The sequence below is a fragment of the Kineococcus sp. G2 genome (genome assembly GCF_037154035.1).
Classification (GTDB): Bacteria; Actinomycetota; Actinomycetes; order Actinomycetales; family Kineococcaceae; genus Kineococcus.
Map to the genome: position 1 here is coordinate 89178 of NZ_JBBBEM010000008.1, position 18755 is coordinate 107932.

At 75.5% G+C, this 18755-nt stretch carries 17 protein-coding genes and 1 pseudogene; 12 read left to right on the forward strand and 6 right to left on the reverse strand.

Annotated elements, in window-relative coordinates:
* Nucleotides 1–3: 3 nt before the first annotated feature.
* From V9U69_RS01685 to map, 4 genes are all read right to left on the reverse strand, one after another.
* Nucleotides 4–999, reverse strand: a complete 996-nt coding sequence (locus tag V9U69_RS01685) for an LLM class F420-dependent oxidoreductase (protein WP_442907540.1) — start codon at nucleotides 997–999, stop codon at nucleotides 4–6.
* Nucleotides 1000–1063: 64 nt separating this feature from the next.
* Nucleotides 1064–1843, reverse strand: coding sequence for a polyphosphate--glucose phosphotransferase (gene ppgK / locus V9U69_RS01690; protein ID WP_442907541.1), 780 nt, complete (start codon nucleotides 1841–1843; stop codon nucleotides 1064–1066).
* Nucleotides 1844–1928: 85 nt separating this feature from the next.
* Nucleotides 1929–2120: a PspC domain-containing protein gene (locus V9U69_RS01695; RefSeq protein WP_442907542.1), complete on the reverse strand. Its 192-nt coding sequence runs from the start codon at nucleotides 2118–2120 to the stop codon at nucleotides 1929–1931.
* Between the two features lie 82 nt (nucleotides 2121–2202).
* Complete coding sequence (map, locus tag V9U69_RS01700) at nucleotides 2203–3093, reverse strand: type I methionyl aminopeptidase (protein WP_337059549.1); 891 nt, start codon at nucleotides 3091–3093, stop codon at nucleotides 2203–2205.
* Between the two features lie 53 nt (nucleotides 3094–3146).
* On the opposite strand from map, the gene V9U69_RS01705 reads away from it, so the two are divergent.
* From V9U69_RS01705 to V9U69_RS01765, 12 genes and pseudogenes are all read left to right on the forward strand, one after another.
* Nucleotides 3147–3332 (forward strand): SPOR domain-containing protein, encoded by a 186-nt coding sequence (locus tag V9U69_RS01705; RefSeq protein ID WP_337059550.1) that lies wholly within the window; start codon nucleotides 3147–3149, stop codon nucleotides 3330–3332.
* 158 nt (nucleotides 3333–3490) lie between these two features.
* Entirely contained in the window at nucleotides 3491–4756 is a 1266-nt protein-coding gene (locus V9U69_RS01710; protein WP_442907543.1) for a toxic anion resistance protein, read from the forward strand.
* Complete coding sequence (locus V9U69_RS01715) at nucleotides 4753–5649, forward strand: hypothetical protein (protein ID WP_337059552.1); 897 nt, start codon at nucleotides 4753–4755, stop codon at nucleotides 5647–5649. The genes V9U69_RS01710 and V9U69_RS01715 overlap by 4 nt, the downstream gene beginning before the upstream one ends.
* 8 nt (nucleotides 5650–5657) lie before the next feature.
* On the forward strand, nucleotides 5658–6764 hold the full coding sequence (locus V9U69_RS01720) for a hypothetical protein (RefSeq protein ID WP_337059553.1): 1107 nt from the start codon (nucleotides 5658–5660) through the stop codon (nucleotides 6762–6764).
* 43 nt (nucleotides 6765–6807) lie between these two features.
* The gene (locus V9U69_RS01725) at nucleotides 6808–7602 is read left to right on the forward strand and encodes an AIM24 family protein (protein ID WP_337059554.1); all 795 of its coding nucleotides are present in this window, start codon (nucleotides 6808–6810) and stop codon (nucleotides 7600–7602) included.
* Between the two features lie 142 nt (nucleotides 7603–7744).
* Entirely contained in the window at nucleotides 7745–8320 is a 576-nt protein-coding gene (locus tag V9U69_RS01730; RefSeq protein WP_337059556.1) for a TerD family protein, read from the forward strand.
* Between the two features lie 134 nt (nucleotides 8321–8454).
* On the forward strand, nucleotides 8455–9648 hold the full coding sequence (locus V9U69_RS01735; protein WP_337059558.1) for a DUF475 domain-containing protein: 1194 nt from the start codon (nucleotides 8455–8457) through the stop codon (nucleotides 9646–9648).
* A 331-nt stretch (nucleotides 9649–9979) separates the two neighbouring features.
* Nucleotides 9980–10600 (forward strand): hypothetical protein, encoded by a 621-nt coding sequence (locus V9U69_RS01740; RefSeq protein ID WP_337059560.1) that lies wholly within the window; start codon nucleotides 9980–9982, stop codon nucleotides 10598–10600.
* A 76-nt stretch (nucleotides 10601–10676) separates the two neighbouring features.
* Nucleotides 10677–11255, forward strand: a complete 579-nt coding sequence (locus V9U69_RS01745; protein ID WP_337059561.1) for a TerD family protein — start codon at nucleotides 10677–10679, stop codon at nucleotides 11253–11255.
* A gap of 61 nt (nucleotides 11256–11316) precedes the next feature.
* Nucleotides 11317–12579, forward strand: coding sequence for an HpcH/HpaI aldolase/citrate lyase family protein (locus V9U69_RS01750; protein WP_337059562.1), 1263 nt, complete (start codon nucleotides 11317–11319; stop codon nucleotides 12577–12579).
* Nucleotides 12576–15157, forward strand: a pseudogene (locus tag V9U69_RS19280) (phosphoribosyltransferase domain-containing protein). Before V9U69_RS01750 ends, V9U69_RS19280 begins: the two are co-directional and overlap by 4 nt.
* Nucleotides 15154–16056 carry a hypothetical protein gene (locus tag V9U69_RS01765; RefSeq protein WP_337059565.1) on the forward strand — a complete coding sequence of 301 codons (903 nt, stop codon included), beginning with the start codon at nucleotides 15154–15156 and terminating at the stop codon, nucleotides 16054–16056. The pseudogene V9U69_RS19280 and the gene V9U69_RS01765 overlap by 4 nt, the downstream one beginning before the upstream one ends.
* Here V9U69_RS01765 and panB read toward each other — a convergent pair.
* Both panB and V9U69_RS01775 read right to left on the reverse strand, forming a co-directional pair.
* Entirely contained in the window at nucleotides 16002–16898 is an 897-nt protein-coding gene (panB, locus tag V9U69_RS01770) for a 3-methyl-2-oxobutanoate hydroxymethyltransferase (protein ID WP_442907544.1), read from the reverse strand. The two genes, V9U69_RS01765 and panB, sit on opposite strands and share 55 nt — an antisense overlap.
* On the reverse strand, nucleotides 16820–18634 hold the full coding sequence (locus tag V9U69_RS01775) for an NAD+ synthase (protein ID WP_337059567.1): 1815 nt from the start codon (nucleotides 18632–18634) through the stop codon (nucleotides 16820–16822). The genes panB and V9U69_RS01775 overlap by 79 nt, the downstream gene beginning before the upstream one ends.
* Nucleotides 18635–18755 lie beyond the last annotated feature (121 nt).

Sequence of the window (18755 nt, forward strand, 5' to 3'; positions counted from 1 at the left end):
GCGTCAGCCGCGCAGCGCGGGGACGACCTCGCGCTCGAACAGCTCGACGCCGCTGGTGTCGGTGGCCGCCTCGGGGAAGTACAGGATCGGGTAGGTCATGCCCGCCTCGACGACCGGCTTCAGCTTCTCCACGATCTGCTCGGGGGTGCCCACCCCCGGCAGGTGCCGGGCGACCGAGCCCATCTCCCGCTCGGCGGCCTCGGCGCCGACGTGCCGCTCCAGCACCGCGCGCCGCTCGGCGAGGCGCTCGGCGACCTCCGCCTCGTCCCGGCCGATCGCGACGTTGTAGTTGGCGCTGCGCACGATGGAGCCGAAGTCGGTGCCCACCTCGCGGCAGTGCTCCTCGAGCACCCGCGACTTGTGCGTGAACCCCTCCAGCGTGCCGTCGAAGTTGGTGCACTGCGCCCACCGCGCCGCGTACCGCAGCGTCTTGCGCTCGCCGCCACCGGCGATCCACAGCGGGATGCCGCCCTCCTGCAGCGGCAGCGGCCGCACGATCGCGCCGTCGGTGCTGTAGTGCTCGCCGGCGAAGGTGGACACGCCCTCCGTCCACGCCTGCCGCATGATCTGCACGCCCTCGGCCAGGCGGGCCAGGCGGTCGCCGGCGGCGGGGAAGCCGTAGCCGTAGGCGCGCCACTCGTGCTCGTACCAGCCGGCGCCGATGCCCATCTCCACCCGGCCGCCCGAGACGACGTCGACCGTGGCGGCGACCTTCGCCAGGTACGCGGGGTTGCGGTAGCTCATGCACGTGCACATCTGGCCCAGGCGCACCCGGTCCGTGGCCGCGGCGAACGCGGCCATCAGCGTCCACGCCTCGTGGGTCGCCTCCTCCGTGGGCTCGGGCACGGTGTGGAAGTGGTCGAAGACCCAGATCGACTCCCACACGTCCCCGGCGTCGGCGCGCTGCGCCAGCGAGCGCATCGCCGGCCAGTGCTCGGCGGGGTCGAGCCCCACCAGGTCGTGCTTCCAGCCCTGGGGCACGAAGAGTCCGAACCGCAGCGTCGCGTCGCTCATGGCGCGACCCTAGTGCCCCGGGCCACCACCCGGTCCGCGCCGCGCGGGCTCACTCCCGGGCGCGGGAGGCCGCCAGCGAGGCGGCACCGATGATGCCGGCGTCGTTGCGCAGCGCGGCCGGCACGATGGGCGTGCGCAGGTCCAGCAGCGGCAGGAACTTCTCGTGCTTCTTGCTCACCCCGCCGCCGACGACGATGAGGTCCGGCCACAGCAGGTCCTCCAGGTGCGAGTAGTACCGCTGCAGCCGCTTGGCCCACTGCTGCCAGGACAGGTCGTGGCGCTCGCGGGCGGAGTCGGCGGCCTTCTTCTCCGCGTCGTGGCCACCGATCTCCAGGTGGCCCAGCTCGGTGTTCGGCACGAGCGTGCCGTCGACGATGAGCGCGCTGCCGATGCCGGTGCCCAGCGTGGTGACGACCACCACGCCCCGCACGCCCTTGGCGGCGCCGAAGGCGGCCTCGGCGTACCCGGCGGCGTCGGCGTCGTTGACCACCAGCACGGGCCTGCCCAGCGCGTCGGAGAACAGCGCCTCGGCGTCCGCGCCGATCCACGAGGGGTCCACGTTGGCGGCCGTGCGGGTGATGCCGTGCTGCACCACCGCGGGGAACGTGATGCCCACCGGCACGTCCGGGCCGGCCTCGAAGCCGGCCAGGACCTGGGCGACCACCGGTGCCACGGCGGACGGGGTGGCCGGCTGCGGGGTCGCCAGGCGCACGCGCTCGGCGGTGAACTCCCCGGCGGTCAGGTCCACCGGGGCGGCCTTGATGCCGGAGCCGCCGATGTCCACGCCCAGGGCCCTGGCCGGCCGGGCCGGGCTGGACGTCTCGGGCAGGCCGCTGCTGGACTCCGTGGGGGTGCTCACGCGCCGAGCCTAGGGAAACGCCGCCGCCGCGTCTCGCGGACGCGGCGGTGGCGCGTCAGCGGACGGCGCGCGCGGACCCCTCCCTGGGCATGACGATCCACAGGACCAGGTACACGAGGACCTGCGTGCCGGGCAGGACCAGCGACAGCAGGAACAGCAGTCGCACCAGGGTGGGGGACAGGCCGAAGCGGTGCGCGAGACCGGCGCACACGCCGGCGATCACCTTGCCGCGGGCGGGGCGGACCAGGCCGTTCACGTCGGGCTCCTCTCGTCGGGGTCTGCCCCGCTCAACGCGCGCGGCCGCCCGCGGGTGCCCGCCGGCGACCGGCTCAGGGCAGGGTGAGCACCTCCGCGCCGGTGTCGGTGACGACGATCGTGTGCTCGAACTGGGCGGTGCGCCGGCGGTCCCTCGTCACGACCGTCCACCCGTCCTCCCACATGTCCCACTCGTGGGTGCCGAGGGTGAGCATCGGCTCGATGGTGAAGACCATCCCCGGCTCCATGACGGTGGCGTGCTCGGGGGCGGCGTCGTAGTGCGGCACGACGAGGCCGGAGTGGAACGCCGGGCCCACGCCGTGGCCGGTGAAGTCGCGCACCACGCCGTAGCCGAAGCGCTTGGCGTAGGCCTCGATGACGCGGCCGATCACGTTGATCGCCCGGCCGGGGGCGACCGCCTTGATGCCGCGCCGGGTGGCCTCGCGGGTGCGCTCGACCAGCAGCCGGGACTGCTCGTCGACCTCGCCGACGAGGTAGGTGGCGTTGTTGTCGCCGTGCACGCCGTCCAGGTACGCGGTGACGTCGAGGTTCACGATGTCGCCGTCGCGCAGCACCGTGGAGTCCGGGATGCCGTGGCAGATGACCTCGTTGACGCTGGAGCACAGCGACTTGGGGAAGTTCCGGTACCCCAGCGTGGAGGGGTAGGCGCCGTGGTCGCAGAGGTACTCGTGGCAGACCCGGTCCAGCTCGTCGGTGGTGACGCCCGGGGCGATGCGCTTCGCGGCCTCCTCCATCGCCCGCGCCGCCAGTCGGCCGGCGCGCCGCACGCGCTCCACCGTCTCGGGGTCCAGCACGTGCGGGCCGGTGTAGGGGGTGGGCGCGGGCTTGTCCACGTACTCCGGTCGCGGGATCGACGCCGGCACCGGCCTGCGCGGGCCCACCGTCCCGGGGACGAGGTCGCCGAGGGGCGCCGTGGTGCCGGGGGCGGTGGTGCCGGAGCTCATGCCGCGAGTCTAGGTCGGGTGCGCCGGCGGCCCGCAGGGGCGAGGATGGCGCCGTGAGCGCAGGACCGTACTTCTACGACACGCGCACCGGCGAGGTGCACGACGCCGAGCACCGCGGCCCCGGCAAGTACCTCCTGGGGCCCTACGCCACGCGCGAGGAGGCGGCGCGCGCGCCGGAGCTGGCGAGAGCGCGCACCGAGGCGGAGGACCGCCGGGACGAGGAGGAGGACGACTGGTGACCCACCCGGCGCCACCGCGCACCCACCGCCGGGTGCACGGGCGGGTCCGCCGTGGGGTGGATGCCGCGGGCACCCGGCCGCGGGCAGGATCGTTGCGCCGGTGCGGCTCCTAGGATGAGCCGCGCGTGGTGGCAGTCGAGGACGAGGGGAACCGCCTGATGTCGGAGTCGCTGGACCTGAGCAAGCCGCTGACGCCGCCCGCGGCGCCGGCGCCGGCCGCGAGCGACCTGAACCTGACGCCCCCGGCCCCGGTGCCCGTCGTCGCCGACGAGCAGGCCGAGAGCATGATCCCGCTGGACGAGTCCACGCGCGCGGAGCTGGCCCGCAAGGCGCAGGCCTTCGTCGCGGACCTCGCCGAGCAGGACCCGCGCAGCCCCGCCTTCGCCAAGCGCGTCGACGACATCACGCGCATGGGGGAGCAGGAGGTGCGCGCCTCGGCGCAGGTGTCCAACCGGATGCTCGAGCGCCCGGCGTCCTCCCTGGCCGGGGCGAAGGGGCAGAAGGCCTCCGGCCCGGGCGCGGACGCGCAGGTCAAGGTCGCCAACACGCTGCTGGACCTGCGCCGCACGGTCACCGAGCTGGACCCGGGCCGCGCCGACCTCAAGGGCGCGAAGAAGATCCTCGGGATCATCCCCATGGGCAACAGGATCCAGCGCTACTTCGAGCGGTACCAGGACGCGCAGTCCCAGCTCGACGCCATCATCAAGGCCCTGGCCAGCGGCCAGGACGAGCTGCGCAAGGACAACGCCTCCATCGAGTCCGAGAAGCAGCACCTGTGGACCACGATGGGCAAGCTCACCGAGTACGCCACCCTCGCCAAGGCGCTGGACGAGGCCACGGTCGCCAAGGTCGAGGAGCTGCGGGTGACGAACCCGCAGGCCGCGGAGGCGCTCACCGCGGACGCGCTGTTCCCCATCCGCCAGCGCCACCAGGACCTGCTGACCCAGCTGGCCGTCAGCGTGCAGGGCTACCTGGCGCTGGACCTGGTGCGCAAGAACAACATCGAGCTCATCAAGGGCGTCGACCGCGCGCAGACCACCACGGTCGCCGCGCTGCGCACCGCCGTCGTCGTCGCGCAGGCCCTGGCCAACCAGCGGCTCGTGCTGGACCAGATCAACGCCCTGAACACCACGACGAACAACATGATCCTGTCGACGTCGGAGATGCTGAAGCAGCAGACCGCGCAGATCCACCAGCAGGCCGCCAGCGCCACGGTGGACGTCGCCACGCTGCAGAAGGCGTTCGACAACGTCTTCGCCACCATGGACGCCATCGACACCTTCAAGCAGCGGGCCGTGGAGAGCATGGCGACCACCGTCGACGCCCTGGAGGGGCAGGTGCACCGCTCCCGCTCGTACCTGGAGCGGGCGCGCAACGCCGAGGGCGACGGCTCCGGCCCTGCGCTGCCGGGGCCGGGGCGGTGAGCGAGGTGGCCGAGCGCGCCCCGCGCGCCCTGCGGGCCCGCACGCGCGGCGGCGACGCGGTGGTGCGCCGGCGCGGTGGCCCGGCCCAGGCGCCGCCGGAGGTCGTCTCCCGGCGCCTGCGCAGCCGCACCTGGCGCGCGGCGAACTCGTGGTGGCTGGCGATCCCCGCGGTGGGGCTGCCCTGGCTGGCGTTCCTCTACATGGGGCTGCGCGCTCGCCGGCCGCAGTGGGTGCTGGCGGCGCTGGGGTACCTGCTCGCCGCCGGCGGCGCGGCGACGCTCGTCGCGATGGACGGACTGCTGCTCGGCGTGCTCGGCTGGCTCCTGGTCGCCGGCACGTGGGGGACGGGACTGGTGCACTCGATCATGGCGAACTCCCGATGGCTGCGCGTCAAGGCCGCCTTCACCGGTGAGCGCGAGGCGCTGGAGCAGGCCCCGCCCGCCCCGGTCGAGCCGTCGCCACCGGCCGACCCCGTGCAGGCGATGCGGGCGCGGCTGCGCGAGACGGTGCAGCGCGCCAACCGCGCCGGCGGGCGCCTGCCCGACGGGGCCGTGCCCGCCGTGCGCGACGTGGACGACGTGCTGCGCCCCGTCCTGGAGCACGTCGCCCGCCGCGGCGCCGGGGCCGAGGAGCTGCACAACCTCGAGGCCATCGTCACCGAGTACCTGCCCGCGGCCCTGGAGCGCTACCTGGACCTGCCGGAGGAGTACGCGCTGAACCACCGCGGCCCCTCGGGCACCACGCCCGCCGAGGAGCTGCTCCACCAGCTCGGGCTGCTGCTGGAGGGCGCCCGCGAGCTGCAGCGGGCCGTGCACGACCACGACGCGCGCCTGCTGCACGAGCAGGGCCGCTTCCTGGACGCGAAGTTCCGCCGCTCGGACCTGGACCTGTAGGAGGCGTCGTGGGGGTCGACCTGGGCAAGGGCGGGGCGCTGCCCCCCGAACAGCCGCGCGAGGGCGCCGCCCCCGCCGCCCCCGGTGCCCCGCCGGGTGCGGGCGCCGCCGTCCCCGTGCGCTCGACGCCGCCCCCGGCGCCGTTCCGCCCCCGGCCCCCCTCCGCGCCGGCGCCCTTCCCGCCGCCCTTCGCGCCGCGGGGCGCACGGCGCGGCGGGGGCGCACGTCGGGCGCGGAACGCCGAGGTGGCGCGGACGGCGTGCAGCCCCGACGACGCCGAGGCCCGCGAGCTGGAGGCCCTCGGCGTCGACGAGTCCCGGCTCACCCCGCTGGGCGCGACCCTGCCGAGGGTGGGGTTCGTGCCGGACCCGGTGCTGCAGGCGGTGCGCTTCGCCTGGATGGGCTTGTGGATCACGCTCTTCGCCGTCAGCTGGGGCGCCCTGGCCATGGTGGTGATGTTCGCCTGGATCGGCGCGAACGCCGCCTACGAGTCGCACAAGAAGGAGCTGCGCCGCCGCCGCAAGCGGGAGATGCGCGCGCTGCGCGAGGAGATGGCCGCGCAGCGCCGCGCGGTGCCGCCGCCCCCGGCCGGGCCCGCCGCCCCGCTGCCCCCCGGCGCGGTGGCGGGCCGGCCCGCACCGGCACCCGTGCCGCCGCGGCCCTTCCCCGAGCGCCGCGTCCCGGACGCCGTGCCGCCCGTCTCCGACGCCGAGCGCGCGCTCATCGCCACCGTGCACCGCGCCGACACCAGCGGCCGCTTCGAGCGGGCCGACGTCGTCCTCGTGCACGAGGTCGCCGAGCTGCTCGGGCCGCTGCTGCTGCGGGTGGCCGAGCGCGGAGCGGACCCGCGGGTGCGTCACGACCTGGAGACGCTGGCCGCCGAGCACCTGCCCCGCACCGTCGAGGACTACCTCGCGCTGCCCGCGGACTACGCCCGCGAGCACCGCACACCCGCGGGCACCACGCCCGCCGAGGAGCTGCGCAAGCAGCTGCACCTGCTCCTGGAGGGCGCCCGGCGGCTGCGCGACGCCGTGCACGACGCCGACGCGGAGCGCCAGCAGCAGCAGAGCCGCTTCCTGGAGGCGAAGTTCCGCCGCAGCGAGCTGGACCTGTGACCCCGGCCGACGGGCGCCGGGGCGCGGACGGGAGGAGCCGGACGTGACGCTCGACGTGCAACTGGTCGGAACGACCACGCAGATGGCCGTCGTCACCCTGCGGCCGGGGCAGGTGGTGTACGCCGAGGCGGGCAAGTTCCTGTTCTCCTCCGGCGACGTGACGATGGAGACGAAGCTGTCCGCCCCCGGCGAGAAGGGCGGCGAGGGCGGGCTCGGCGGCCTGCTGCGCGGCGCGGTCGGCGCGGGCAAGCGGGTGCTGGCGGGGGAGTCGTTCGCCTTCCAGCACTTCACCACCCCCGGCGGCGACGGGCTGCTCGGGCTGGCCGGCGTGCTGCCCGGTGAGATGCGCCACCTCGAGCTCGACGGCTCGACCACCTGGTTCGCCGAGAAGGACGCCTTCGTCGCCGCCGAGGCGGGGGTGCGCTTCGACATCGCCTTCTCCGGCCTGGGGCAGGGCCTCATGGGCGGCGAGGGCTTCGTCCTGGAGAGGTTCTCCGGGCGCGGCTCGCTGCTCATCGCCGGCGCCGGCGACTTCATCGACCTCAACCCCGCCGACTACGGCGGCACGGTCCGGGTGGACACCGGCTGCGTCGTCGCCTGGGACGACCGCATCGAGTACAGCGTGGAGAGCGTGGGCCGGCTGAACCGGCAGGGCGTCATGAGCGCCGTCTTCGGCGGCGAGGGGCTGACGCTGGCCACGCTGCGCGGCAACGGCCGCGTCATCCTGCAGTCCGTGACCATCGAGGGCTTCGCCAAGGCGCTCGCCAAGAACGCCGTCAAACCCGACCAGCAGGGCCTCGGCGCCATCGGCGGGCTGTTCTCCGGCTCGCGCGGCTGACGCCGGCACCACCGCCGGGGCCCGGCGGAACCCGCGCGCCCCCCGCGCGCGTTCACCCGGCGCGGGCAGCGCCCGCACCACGCAGGACCGAGCACGAACCGAAGCACGACCCGAAGCAGACCGACGAAACGGAGCGCACACCATGGGCGTCAGCCTCAGCAAGGGCGGCAACGTCTCCCTCACCAAGGAGGCGCCGGGCATGACCCGGGCCGTCATCGGGCTCGGCTGGGACGCGAACAGCTTCACCGGCTCGGACTTCGACCTCGACGCCCAGGCGATCATGGTCGGCCCGAACGGCAAGGTCCCGAACGACGGCTACTTCGTCTTCTTCAACCAGCTGAAGTCCCCCGAGGGGTCCGTGGAGCACACCGGCGACAACCGCACCGGTGAGGGCGACGGCGACGACGAGAAGATCAACGTCGACCTCTCCCGCATCCCCGCCGAGATCGACAAGGTCGTCTTCACCGTCGCCATCTACGACGCCGACACCCGCCAGCAGTCCTTCGGCCAGGTGCGCAACGCGTTCATCCGCGTCGTGAACGCCGAGGGCGGCACCGAGGTCGCCCGCTACGACCTCTCCGAGGACGCCTCCACCGAGACCGCGATGGTCTTCGGCGAGCTGTACCGCAACGGCGCGGACTGGAAGTTCCGCGCCGTCGGGCAGGGCTACGCCAACGGCCTGCGCGGCATCGCGACCGACTTCGGCGTCAGCGTCTGACGTCGCCCCGCCCCGGTCGGCGGGACACCGCCGCGCGGCCCCGTGCCGCGCGGCGGTTCGCCGTGCGCCGCCGCTCCTGAGAAGGTGCGGTGTCCGGCCCGCGCCACGGGCCCGAACGAACAGGAAGCAGACGCGTGATCCTCAAGACCTACGGCTGGTCGTTCGCCGTGACGATCGTCGGGCTCGTGCTGGCCGCCTGGTACGGCCTGTCGGCCCACCTGGGCATCTTCCAGGCGCTGCTGCTGGTGGCGATCCTCTGCGTCCTGGAGATCAGCCTCTCCTTCGACAACGCCGTCGTGAACGCGACGGTGCTGGAGAGGATGAGCGACTTCTGGCAGAAGATCTTCCTCAGCGTCGGCATCATCATCGCCGTCTTCGGCATGCGGCTCGTCTTCCCGATCATCCTGGTCAGCGTCACCGCCGGTCTCGGGCCGGTCGAGACGGTCGAGCTGGCCCTGCAGGGCGGTGACCCGGAGGAACCGGGCACCTACGGCTACGCCCTCAACGAGGCCCACCCGACGATCGCGGCGTTCGGCGGGATGTTCCTCATGATGCTCTTCCTCAACTTCCTCTTCGGGGAGAAGGAGAACCACTGGCTCAAGCCGCTGGAGCGCCTGGGCGACCGGATCGGCCGCCTGGAGGCCGTGCAGGTCATCGTCGCCGGGGCCGTCCTGCTCGTCGCCGCCGAGACCTTCGCCGCCGAGCACGAGAGCACCGTCCTGGCGTCCGGCCTCGCCGGCATCCTCACCTACCTGCTGGTCAACGGCCTCGGTGAGCTCTTCAACGTCGAGGACCACCTCGAGCACGGCGAGGGCCGTGAGGAGGCCGAGCGCGGCACCCCCGTGGAGGGCGGCGGCGCGCCCGTGCCCGGCCAGGGCGGCACCAGCACCACCGGTGGTGGCGGTGCGGCCGGCCCGAGCGGGCCGGCGAGGGCGACCGGCAAGGCGGCGTTCTTCCTGTTCCTGTACCTGGAGGTCCTGGACGCCTCCTTCTCCTTCGACGGCGTCATCGGCGCGTTCGCCATCACCTCCGACCCCATCATCATCGCGATCGGCCTGGGCGTGGGCGCCATGTACATCCGGTCCATGACGGTGCACCTGGTGCGCGAGGGCACGCTCGCGCAGTACCCGTACCTGGAGAACGGCGCCCTCTGGGCCATCGGCGCCCTGTCGGTCATCCTGATCATCAGCATCGAGGTGCACGTCCCCGAGGTGGTCACCGGCCTCATCGGCCTGGCCTTCATCGTGGCGGCCCTCATCAGCTCCATCGTGCGCAACCGGCGCCACCCCGAGGAGGCGCACGTGGAGGCGCACGCCGCGGCGAGCTGACGCGGCGGGACGGCGCAGGGGCCGGGGCGGTGGGCCGGGACGGGTGGTGAGCGCGGAGGAGGACCAGGTGGCGGGCGGGAGTCGGCCGGCCGAGGTGGTGCACAACTTCCTGGGCCGGCCCGGGCCGAGGCGCAGCGATCGCACGCTGGCCGACCACCTGGCGCCGCGACCGGTCCCCGCGGCCACCCCCTCGCCCGTGCCGCGCCCCGCCCCGGCCCCCGCGCCGCCCCGGCCGGCCCCGACGCCCGTCGAGGTGCCGGCCGCGTCGCCGCCACCGCCCGCGTCGCCGCCGCCCGCGGCCGCCCCGCCGAGCGCGTCGCAGCCCGCGGCGGTGGGCACCGCCCGCACCTCCGAGAGGGTCGTCGTCCTCGACGACGACAACCCCTCGGTGCGGGTGCCGGCCGCCGAGCGCGGCACCGGCACGCTGCGCGTGCAGCTGGAGTGGGAACCGCTCGTCACCGCCTCCGGGCTGCAGCGCTCCACCGACCTGCACCTGGGGTGCCTGTGGGAGACCCGCGACCGCCGCAGCGGCCTCGTGCAGTCCCACGGCGAGCTCCTCACCGCCCCCGGGTACGGTGCGCGCCAGGTGCTCCGGCTGGGGGCCCGCGGCGCGCAGGGGGAGGAGCTGCTCGTGGACACCCGCCACCTGGACCTGCTGCGCCGGGTGGTGCTGTACCTGTACACCGGCCGCCCCTCGCCGCCCGACTACCCGGCGCTCGCCCCGCACGTGACGCTGCGCCGCCGCGACGGGGCGCGCCTGCAGGCGTGGGCCACCGGTGCACCCGCCGGTGCGCGCACCTGCGCGCTGCTGTCCGTCCACGACGTGGCCGGTGAGCTCGTGGTGCGCCGGGAGAACGAGTACTTCACCGGACCGCAGCGCGAGGTGGCCGAGGCCTACGGCTTCGACGACCTGACGTGGGGCCCCGACGGCACCGTGCCGCGGCACGCCTGAACGGCCGTCCGCCGGCGCCACCGGGCCCGGCGGCGAGGAACGACGCACCGCGAGAGCGCACGAGAGGAGCAGGCACGTGGTCGACCTGAGCAAGGGGCAGAGGCTGTCGCTGAGCAAGGAGGGCGGGGGTTCGCTCACCCGCGTCTCCATGGGCCTGGGCTGGGACGCCGTCGCCAAGGGGTTCCTCGGGCGGAAGAAGTCCATCGACGTCGACCTGGACGCCTCCTGCCTGATGTTCGACGCCACCGGGAAGCTGGTGGACACCGTCTGGTTCCAGCAGCTGCGCAGCAAGGACGGGTCCGTGACCCACACCGGCGACAACCTCACCGGCGAGGGGGAGGGCGACGACGAGGTGATCCTCGTGGACCTGCCCGCGGTGCCCGCGCAGGTGGCCGCGCTCGTGTTCACCGTCAACAGCTTCACCGGCCAGGACTTCTCCTCCGTCGAGAACGCCTACTGCCGGCTGCTGGACAGCGCGCAGCCGCGCGCCGTCGAGCTGGCCCGCTACCGGCTCACCGGGTCCGGCAACCACACCGCCCAGGTCATGGCCAAGCTCACCCGCGACGGGGCCGGGTGGGCGATGACCGCCATCGGCCAGCCCGCCTCCGGCCGCACCTTCCGCGACCTCCTGCCGGCGATCACCCCGCACCTCTGAGCCGGCCCCCGCCCGCAGACCCCGCCCACCTCCGCAGACCGACGGGAGGAGGAGCGCCGCCGTGCGCCACTTCGCCGAGCTCGACCCCGCGCGCACCGCGGCGCTCTTCCTGCACCCCCCGCAGCCGGTGGACCTGGCCGCCCAGCGCGACGAGCTCGCGGTCGCGCTGGGCGCCACGCTCTACTGCCCGGCCACGCGCCAGCGCCTGGCCGGCGACCTGCTGCGCCTGGCCCGCCGCGGCGTGCGCAGCGCCGTCGCGTGCCTGGAGGACTCGGTGCCCGACGACCTCGTCGGCCGGGCGGAGGACACGCTGGTGCGGGAGCTGGCGGACCTGGCCGGGCGCCCGGAGTGGGCCGGCGACCCGCCGCTGATGCTGTTCCTGCGCGCGCGCACCCCCGAGCAGCTCCTCTCCGTCGTCGAGCGCAGCGGTGTCGGCGTGGACTGCCTGCAGGGCTTCGTGCTGCCGAAGTTCGGCGGCACCGGCCAGCCGGACCCGCGGGACTGGATGGCGGCCGTGCGCCGGGCCTCCGACCTCGCGGGCCGGCGGCTGTGGGCGATGCCCGTGCTGGAGAGCCGGGACGTGGCCCACCTGGACACCCGCCGCGAGGCGCTGTTCGGCGTGCGCGCCGTCCTCGACGAGCACCGCGACCTCGTGCTGGCCGTGCGCACCGGAGCCACCGACCTGTCCGCCGCCTACGGGCTGCGCCGACCGCGCGGGGCCACCGTGTGGGACGTGCGGGTCGTCGCCGACGTCCTCGGCGACGTCATCAACGTGCTCGGCCGCGCCGACGGCAGCGGGTACCCCATCACCGCGCCGGTGTGGGAGCACTTCACCTCCGGCGCCCGCGTCTTCCGCACCACCCTGTCCGCCGGGCCGTTCGCCGGCTCCGGTGCGGAGGAGCTGCGCGAGCAGCTCATCGCCGAGGACCTCGACGGGCTGGTGCGCGAGCTGGAGCTGGACCGGGTCAACGGCCTGCAGGGCAAGACCGTCATCCACCCCTCGCACGTCGCCGTCGTGCACGCGGTGTCCGTGGTCACCCACGAGGACTTCTGCGACGCCTCCGACGTCCTGGCGCAGTCCGCCGGCGGCGTCATGGCCTCCAGCTACCGCAACAAGATGAACGAGGCCGGCCCGCACCGGCCGTGGGCCGAGCGGGTCCTGGCCCGCGCCCGCGCCTTCGGCGTCGCCCGCCCCGAGGTGTCGTACGCGCACCTGCTGCAGGCGCAGGACGAGGCCTGGCACGCGTTCGCCCAGCCGGGGGACGAGCCCGCCGCAGCCGGCTCCGGCTCCGGCTCCGGCTCCGGTGCGGCGGTGGGCCGGTGAGGACGGCGAGCGACTGGAGCGGCACCTGGGTGCAGGAGCGGCTGGGAGTGCGGCTGGACGGCCCGCCCGGCGCCGACGGCCTGCACGTGCGCGACCTGCTGGGCCTGGCGCTGCGGCGCAACCCCCGCCGGGCCCACCTGCTCGTCTCGACGGTGCTGGGCAAGCACGTGCCCACCGACGCGCGCCTGGTGCGGGCCGCGGGCCTGCGCCTGGGGGCGCTCGTCGCGCACGCCCTGGGGGCGCCGGCCGGTGCGGGCGCGGACGCGGCCACCTGGCGCGCCGCGCTGACCGGGGACGGGCCGGGCGGCGAGGCGGCGGAGCGGGTGCTCGCCGCCGCGCAGGCCGCCGCCGCCGCCGTGCCCGCGGCGCTCGTCGTGGGCTACGCCGAGACCGCCACCGGCCTCGGTCACGCGGTCGCCGACGCCCTGGGCGCCGCCTGCCTGCACTCCACCCGCCGCGCGGTCCCCGGCGCCCCCGGGTACGCCGGGTTCGAGGAGGAGCACTCCCACGCCACCGGCCACCAGCTGCTGCCCGCCGATCCGGCGGTCCTGGCCCGGCTGGCGGACCCGGCCGCGCCGCTCGTGCTCGTCGACGACGAGCTGTCCACCGGCCGCACCGTCGCGAACACGCTGCGCGCCCTGCACGCGCGCACCCCGCGCGAGCGCTACGTCGTGGCCGCCCTGGTGGACGTGCGCGCCGGCGAGGACCACGGCCGGCTGGACGCGCTGGCCGCCGAGCTCGGCGCCCGCGTCGACGTCGTCGCCCTCGCCGCCGGCACGGTGCTGCTGCCCGACGACGTCCTGCAGCGCGGCGCGGAGCTGACGGCGCGGACCGCGCCCGTCGCGCCGCGCGCACTGCCCGCGCCCGCCGTGCACGAGGTGGCGGTGCCCTGGCCGGCGGGCGTGCCCACCACCGCCCGCTTCGGCACCCCACCCGGCCACACCGCCGCGGCCGCCGCGGCGGCCGCCGCCGGCCCGCTCGCCACGGCCGTGACCGGGAACGGTCACGGCGCGGGCGACGTCCTCGTCCTGGCCAGCGAGGAGCTCATGCACGCACCCCTGCTGCTGGCGCGGGAGCTGGCCGCCCGGCTGCCCGGGCCGGTGCGCTTCTCCTCCACCACCCGCTCCCCGGTGCTCGCCGTCGACGCCGAGGGGTACGCGGTGCGCTCCTCGCTCGCCTTCCGCAGCCACGACCCGGCCCTCGACGGGCCCGGCGCGCGCTACGCGCACAACGTCGACCGCACCGTGCGCGGCGAGCCGCCGTGGGGCGCGCTCGTGCTCGTCGTGGACTCCGCCTCCGACCCCGCCGCCCTGCGCGCCGGCGACGGTGCGCTCGCGGCGCTCGCCCCGCTGGCCGAGCGCCTGCACCTGATCACCCTGCCCGCCGACCACTGGAGCCGGACCGCGTGAGCACCCCCCTGCCCGAACCCCTGCGGGGCCCGGCGTTCTCCAGCTACGCGCCCGACGAGGTCGGCTGGCTGCTCACCGACCTGACCGGCGTGCCGCTGGAGGCGCCCGCCGAGGAGCGCGAGGAGGCCGTGCAGTCCGGCGGCGCCCACTACGCCGAGTCGCTGCCGGTGGAGTACGTGCCCAGCGCCGAGTACGGTGCCCTGTTCGAGGCTGCGCTGCGGCGCAGCGCCCGCCGCGTCGCCCTCGGCGTCGGCGTGGTCGCCGAGCTGCTGCGCGCCGAGCGCGGTGAACGGCTGGTCGTGGCGTCGCTGGCGCGCGCGGGCACGCCGGTGGGGGTGCTGCTGCGCCGCTGGGCGGCGCGCGCGGGCCTGGACTGGCCGCACTACGCCGTCTCCATCGTGCGCGGGCGCGGCATCGACGCGCTGGCGCTGCGCTGGCTGGCGGAGCACCACGACCCCGCGGGCGTGGTGTTCTGCGACGCGTGGACCGGCAAGGGCGCCATCACCCGCGAGCTGTCGGCGGCGCTGGCCGCCTCGGGGGTCGACGGGTTCTCCGGCGACCTGGCGGTGCTGGCCGACCCCGGCGCCTGCGTGCGCACGTTCGGCAGCCGCGAGGACTACCTGGTGCCGTCGGCGTGCCTGAACTCCACCGTCTCCGGCCTGGTCAGCCGCACCGTCCTGAACGACCGGCTCATCGGCCCGGGCCGCTTCCACGGTGCGAAGTTCTACGCCGAGCTGGCCGCCGCGGACGTCTCGCACCGCTTCCTCGACGTCGTCTCCGGGTGCTTCGACGACGTGGCGGGAGAGGTGCCCGCCGCGCTGGACGCCGTGCGGGCGTCGGGGCGCGAACCCACGTTCGCCGGCTGGGCGCAGGTGGAGCGGATCTCCGCCGAGTTCGGCATCGGGGACGTGAACCTCGTCAAACCCGGGGTGGGGGAGACCACGCGGGTGCTGCTGCGGCGGGTGCCGTGGCGGGTGCTGGTCCGCCCGGACGCGGAGCTGGCGGACCCCGGCGACCTGGCCCACCTGCGGTTGCTGGCCGACCAGCGCGGCGTGCCCGTGCAGGAGGTGCCGGGCCTGGCGTACAGCGCCGTGGGCCTGATCCACCCCGGGTACACGCGCGGCGCCACGGGTGCGGACGGGCGTGCGGCGCGGGTGGCGCCGCGGTGAGCGCCGGTGGGCTGCTGGCCGCGAGCGACCTGGACCAGACCCTGGTGTTCTCCGAGCGCTCCGCGGGGTGCGGCACCACGGGCCTGGTGCCGGTGGAGGAGTACGACGGGCGCACGATCTCCTGGGTGACGCCCGCGGCGTGGGAACTGCTGGGTGAGCTGGTGGCGTCGGGGGCGTTCGTGCCGGCGACCACGCGAACCCCGGAGCAGTACCTGCGCATCCGCTGGCCGCAGCACCCCCCGCACCTGGCGGTGTGCGCGAACGGCGGGGTGCTGCTCGTCGACGGCGAACCCGACGAGGCGTGGACGGCTCAGGTGCGCCGGAACCTCACCGGCTGCGCACCGCTGGAGCGCGCGCACGCCGCGGTGGCGCGGGCCGTGGCCGCCGCGCACGCCGCCGTGCCGGGTTCCGCGGAACCCGCCGTGCGGGACGTGCCCGGGTTGTTCTGCTACGCGGTGCTGCGCGACGGGCAGCGCCCGGCGCTGGAGGGCGCGCTGCTGGGAGACCTGACGGTCCTGCTGGACGGGTGGGGGTACGCGGTGTCCCTGCAGGGCCGCAAGCTGTACGCGGTGCCGCGGCCGTTGACGAAGTCGGCGGCGGTGGCGGAGGTGGTGCGCCGCGGCGGGTTCGGCGGTCTCGTCTGCGCGGGCGACTCGCTGCTGGACGTGGACCTGCTGGTGGCCGCCCGCGCCGCGGTGCGCCCGGGCCACGGTGAGCTGTTCCGCACCGGGTGGGAGCACCCGCGGGTCCGGCGGCTGGAGGCGTCCGGTGCCGTGGCGGGGGAGGAGATCGCCCGCTGGCTGCTGGCGCGGGTGCGCGGGGCGGGTGACCCGTCCCGCGGGGTTCAGAACGAGTGCTCGGGGCCCGGGAACGTGCCCTCGCGCACCTCGTCCGCGTAGGCGCGCGCCGCGTCGCCCAGCGCGGCGCGCAGGTCCGCGTACCGCTTGACGAACCGCGCGGTGCGCTCGGACAGCCCCGCGAAGTCCTGCCACACCAGCACCTGCGCGTCGCACCCGGCGCCCGCGCCGATGCCCACGGTGGGGATCGCCAGGGTGCGCGTGACCTGCTCGGCCACGTCCGCCGGCACCATCTCCAGCACCACCGAGAACGCCCCCGCCTCCGCGACGGCGCGGGCGTCGGCCACCACCGCGTCGGCGGCGTCGCCGCGGCCCTGCACCCGGTACCCGCCCAGGGCGTGCTCCGCCTGCGGGGTGAACCCCACGTGCCCCACGACGGGGATCCCGGCGTCCACGAGCGCGCGCACCCGCGAGGCGCTGCGCACCCCGCCCTCCAGCTTCACCGCGTGGGCGCCGCCCTCCTTCATCAGCCGCACGCCCGAGGCCAGCGCCTGCTCGTCGGAGGCCTCGTACGTGCCGAACGGCAGGTCCGCCACGACCAGCGCGTGCGGAGCGCCGGCGACGACCGCGCGCACCATCGGCAGCAGGTCCTCCAGCGTCACGCCCAGGGTGCTGGGCATCCCCAGCACCGTGTTGGCCGCCGAGTCGCCCACGAGCAGCACCGGGATGCCCGCCTCGTCGAACACGGCGGCGGTCAGCGCGTCGTAGCTGGTGAGCATCGCCCAGCGCTCACCGCGCTCCTTCAGCTGCTGCAGGTGGTGCACGCGGGTGCGCCGGCGCGGCGCGGGCGCCTCGGTCGCGTAGCTCACGTCAGCGTCTCCGCCGCCGCGTCGCCGGATCCCACCGGGGGAGCCGGCTGCGCGACGGAGGTGGGCTCGCGCCAGCGGCTGGAGATGGGCAGGCGGCGGTCGCGGCCGAACGCCTTGTGGGAGATCTTCGGTCCCGGCGCGAACTGCCGGCGCTTCCACTCCGCGCGGTCCACCAGGGTCAGCACCGAGTCCACGACCGCGGCGTCGAAACCCGCCTCGATCATCTCGCCGCGGCCGCGGTCGCCCTCGACGTAGTCCTCCAGGATCGCGTCGAGCACCTCGTACGGCGGCAGGGAGTCCTGGTCGGTCTGGCCCGGGCGCAGCTCCGCCGACGGCGGCTTGGTGATGGTGCTCTCCGGGATCGGCGGCTGCTCACCGCGCTCGGCCGCCTGCGCGTTGCGCCAGCGCGACAGCTCCCACACCAGCGTCTTGGGCACGTCCTTCAACGGCGCGTAGCCGCCCACGGAGTCGCCGTACAGGGTCGAGTACCCCACGGCCAGCTCGCTCTTGTTGCTGGTGGCCAGCGCGAGGTGGCCCTCCTGGTTGGCCAGGCCCATCAGGGTGGTGCCGCGCACCCGCGCCTGCAGGTTCTCCTCGGCCACCCCCGTCAGCGGCACCGCGCCCAGGAACGCCTCGACCATCGGCGCGATCGGGTACTGGCGGTACTCGAACCCGCAGCGGCGCGCCAGGTCCTCGGCGTCGTCGCGGGAGTGCTGGGAGGAGTACCCCGAGGGCAGGGAGATCCCCACGACGTTCTCCGGGCCGATCGCGTCGCACGCCAGCGAGGCCACCAGCGCGGAGTCGATGCCGCCGGACACGGCGACGATCACCGAGCGGAACCCGTTCTTGCGCACGTAGTCGCGCAGCCCCAGCACCAGGGCGGCGTGCACGTCGGCGACGTCCGGCAGCGGCTCGTGGTGCACCGCCCCGCGCGGCTCGTACGCGGGCACCGGCTCGTCGCCGAGCGAGACCCGCTTCACCCCGCCCACCCAGGACGGGGAGGTGTCGGCCGCGGCCAGCTCCAGGTCCGCCACCACGAGCGCCTCGGTGAACTGCGGCCCGCGCGCCAGCACCCGCCCGCCGGCGTCCACCACGAGCGAGTCGCCGTCGAAGACGAGCTCGTCCTGGCCGCCGACGGCGTTGACGTAGGCGATGGGGCAGCCGGCCTCCGCGGCGCGCCGCTCCACCAGCTCCAGGCGCACGTCGTCCTTGTTGCGCTCGTACGGGGAGGCGTTCAGGACCGCCAGCAGCCCCGCTCCCGCGTCACCGGCCTTCTGCACCGGGCCGCCGTCCTGCCAGAGGTCCTCGCAGATCGCCACGGCCACGTCCACCCCGCGCACCCGCACCACCAGCAGGTCCTCGCCGGGCACGAAGATGCGGTACTCGTCGAAGACGCCGTAGTTGGGCAGGTGGTGCTTGGCGTACCGGGCCACCACGCGGCCGCGGTGCAGCACCGCGGCGCAGTTCTGCGGCAGGTCGCGCCGGGCGGTGGGCCCGCCGGGCGCGGTCGGGGCGGGCTCCCGCTCGGGCGCGCGGTCCACGTAGCCGACGACCACGACCAGCTCGCCGTTGCCGTCGTCGGCCAGCTCGGCGGCCAGCCGCCCCAGCGCGCGCTTGGAGGCGTCGACGAAGGAGCGGCGCAGCGCCAGGTCCTCGACCGGGTAGCCCGTCACGGCGGTCTCGGGGAACAGGGCCAGGTGCGCGCCCTCCTCCGCGGCGCGCCGCGCCCACTCCCGCACCGCACGCACGTTCCCGTCGACGTCCCCCACGGTCGTGTCGATCTGCGCCATGGCGACCCGGAGCTGAGGCATGGCGCCAGCGTAGTGAGCGCCGTCACGGCCCTCGCGCCCGCCCGGCCGCGGGGTGCTCCGCCGCCGGGGAGCGGGCATGGGGGAGGATGGCGCCGCAGGGCGCCGACGACCGGCGGCGGCC